A 2,727-nucleotide genomic window follows, 5' to 3' on the forward strand; every position below is an offset into this window, starting at 1 on the left:
CGCCCCCGTGCTGCTGCCGGCCGGCACCCCGTTCGCCTGGGTGGCCGGTGAGGCGTCCGCGGTCCGTACGCTCCGCCGCCACCTGCTGGAGGAACGCGGCGTGCCGAAGGCCTCGGTCGAGTTCAGCGGCTACTGGCGGCACCGCTTCACCCAGGACGACGCGCCCACGGCGGAGGACCTCGCGGACGCCCGGGAGAAGCTGGCCCAGGCCCAGGCCCAGGCCCAGGCCGACGCCACGACCCGGGCCCAGGCCGGCTGAGCCGGCCCCGGGAACGAACCCCCGGCCGCCGTCCGTTGGAGCGGCTGACCAGCCGTCAACGGGGAGGTCCGGATGACCAAGCAGGCGTACGGACGGATCGCGCACCGTCACGTCCAGGTCAACGGGGTCCGGCTGCACGTCGCCGAGCAGGGGCGGGGTCCGCTGGTGCTGCTGCTGCACGGCTTCCCGGAGAGCTGGTACGCCTGGCGGCACCAGTTCGCCCCGCTCGCCGAGGCCGGGTACCGGGTGGTCGCCGTCGACCAGCGCGGCTGCGCCCGCAGCGAGCAGCCCGAGTCGGTCGACGCCTACACCCTGCTCCACCTGGTCGGCGACGTCACCGGCCTGATCCGTGAGCTCGGCGAGGAGCGCGCGGTGCTGGTCGGCCACGACTGGGGCGCCCCGGTCGCCTGGACCACCGCGACCCTCCGCCCCGACCTGGTGCGCGGCGTCGCGGGGCTCAGCGTCCCGCCGCTGCCGACCCTCGGCCCGCCGCCGCTGGCGGAGGCCAGGGAGCGGTTCGGCGAGGGCTTCTACCAGCTCTACTTCCAGCGCCCGGGCGTCGCCGACGCCGAACTCGCCCGGGACCCGCACGCGACGTTCCGCCGCATGCTCTTCAGCGGCTCGGGGGACTTCGCGCGCGACGGGGGGCCGCGCGCCTGGGTGGTCGGCGAGGGCGGGACCCTGCTGGACGGCACCGTCGACCCCGAGCGGCTGCCGGACTGGCTGTCGGAGGCGGACATCGAGGCCCTGGTCGCCGACTACGCCGAGCACGGCGAGCGGGCCTTCACCGGCGGCCTCAACTGGTACCGCAACATCGACCGGAACAACGAGCTGCTCGCCGGGCTCGCCGGACGTCCGGTCGAGGTGCCCGCCCTCTACGTGACCGGGGATCAGGACCTGGGCGCCGCCCTGGTTCCGGAGGAGGTGACGCGGCTGCTCCTGGCGAACCTGACGCCCAGGCTGTACCGGCGGGTGACCCTCCCGGGCGTCGGGCACTGGACGCAGCAGGAGAGTCCGGCCGAGGTCACCGCCGCGCTGCTGGACTTCCTCCGGCACCTGGACGGCTGAGACCCGCCGGGCGGCCTGCTCATCCGCCGTCGAGCCGTTCGTGGAGGTCCTCGGCGAAGCGCGTGCGGTAGACCCCGTGGGCGATGCTCCCGGGGGACTGGTAGCCCCGGTGCTCCGGATTCGCGACCTCCTCGTCCCACGGCAGGACCTGGTCCGGGTCCGGGTCGAGGTACAGCCGCGCGGCCTCCTCCAGCGACCGTTCCCCCGCGATCACCGAGCCCCAGAACGCGCGGCCCTGCCCGACCACCCACCCGCAGAGGTCCTCGGTGTCGTCCTCGGACCAGACGTCCCCGTTCACCCGCACGCCTTCCGCGTAGTCGGCCAGCGCCTCCGCCGCCTCCTCGTGCGCGAGCGCGAAGGCTTCGAGGACGTCCCGGGGCCGGCGCTCCAGCCACGACTCCAGAGCGGACAGGCGTGGTCGGGTCGCGTCCAGGGCGTCCCAGAACCAGTCGGGAACACCGTTCGGTCCCATGGCGGCTCCCGTGTCGAAGGCTTCGGTGGGCGGGCGGGCGATCAGACCGGCAGGAGTCGGGCGATGAACTCGCCCAGCCGGCGGGCGTCGCGGCAGCAGTGCATCTCGACCAGCCCGGCGTAGACGGGGGCGGCCGAGTCCCCGGTGCCCCAGAGGGCGGGCTGCTCCGGATTGAGCCAGTAGACCCGGCGGGCGCGCGCGGCGACGCGGTGGAGGGCGGACGGGTTGGGGTCCCGGTGGTTGTTCCGGGCGTCGCCGAGGATCAGCACGCTGGTCCGGGGACCCACGGCGTCCAGGTGGTGCTCGGCGAACTCGCCGAGCGCCGAGCCGTAGTCGCTGTTGCCGTGGTAGCCCGTCACCTTGGCCTCGGTGATGATCCGCCGGGCCAGCCCGGCCGGGTCGCCGCCGCCGCGGGCGAGCAGGTCGGTCACCTCGGCGGTGCGGTTGACGAAGGCGAACACCCGGACCTTGCTGAACTGGTCGCGCATCGCCTGGACCAGCAGCAGGGTGAAGTCGGCGAAACCCGCCACCGAGCCGGAGACGTCGCAGATCAGCACCAGCTCCGGCCGGGCGGGGCGGCGCAGCCGGTGGGCCGGGCGCAGCGGGACGCCGCCGGTGGACAGCGAGCGGCGCAGGGTGCGGCGCAGGTCGATGTGCCCGCGCGCCGCCCGGCGCCGTCGGGCGGCCAGCCGGGTGGCCAGCTTGCGGGCCAACGGGTGCACGGTGCGCCGGAGTTCGGCGAGCTGGTCGTGACCGGCGGCGAGGAAGTCGATCCGGTCGGGGCTGGGCGCGACGGCCCGTTGGGCGACGTGCTCGGTACCGCGTAGCTCGGCCGCCCGGCGGCGCGCCTCGGTGCCGACCATGGCGCGGAAGTCCTGGATGCGGCGGCGGATCTCGTCGGGGAGGAGGTGATCGGCCAGGTCGGGGC

Annotated in this window: 4 protein-coding genes; 2 read left to right on the top strand and 2 right to left on the bottom strand. The window is 75.1% G+C overall.

All coding sequences use genetic code 11. The features are described from left to right. The first annotated feature begins 40 nt into the window (after window positions 1-40). Together ABD308_RS33515 and ABD308_RS33520 are read left to right on the top strand one after the other, a co-directional pair. Entirely contained in the window at window positions 41-259 is a 219-nt protein-coding gene (locus tag ABD308_RS33515; RefSeq protein ID WP_425554910.1) for an SIP domain-containing protein, read from the top strand. A gap of 72 nt (window positions 260-331) precedes the next feature. Beyond that, window positions 332-1,327 (top strand): alpha/beta fold hydrolase, encoded by a 996-nt coding sequence (locus ABD308_RS33520; protein WP_344343442.1) that lies wholly within the window; start codon window positions 332-334, stop codon window positions 1,325-1,327. A 19-nt stretch (window positions 1,328-1,346) separates the two neighbouring features. On the opposite strand, the gene ABD308_RS33525 is transcribed toward ABD308_RS33520, so the two are convergent. Together ABD308_RS33525 and ABD308_RS33530 are read right to left on the bottom strand one after the other, a co-directional pair. Then, a complete protein-coding gene (locus tag ABD308_RS33525; RefSeq protein WP_344343444.1) occupies window positions 1,347-1,799 on the bottom strand; it encodes a hypothetical protein in 453 nt (150 codons plus the stop codon). Between the two features lie 41 nt (window positions 1,800-1,840). Further along, a partial coding sequence (locus ABD308_RS33530) for a VWA domain-containing protein (RefSeq protein WP_344343446.1) occupies window positions 1,841-2,727 on the bottom strand: 887 nt, incomplete at its 5' end.

Source organism: Kitasatospora putterlickiae, from assembly GCF_039527695.1.
Taxonomy (GTDB): Bacteria; Actinomycetota; Actinomycetes; order Streptomycetales; family Streptomycetaceae; genus Kitasatospora; species Kitasatospora putterlickiae.

Coding starts and splice junctions, on each gene's coding strand:
- ABD308_RS33520 (WP_344343442.1), top strand. CDS start 332: ATGACCAAGCAGGCGTACGGACGGATCGCGCACCGTCACGTCCAGGTC.
- ABD308_RS33525 (WP_344343444.1), bottom strand. CDS start 1,799: ATGGGACCGAACGGTGTTCCCGACTGGTTCTGGGACGCCCTGGACGCG.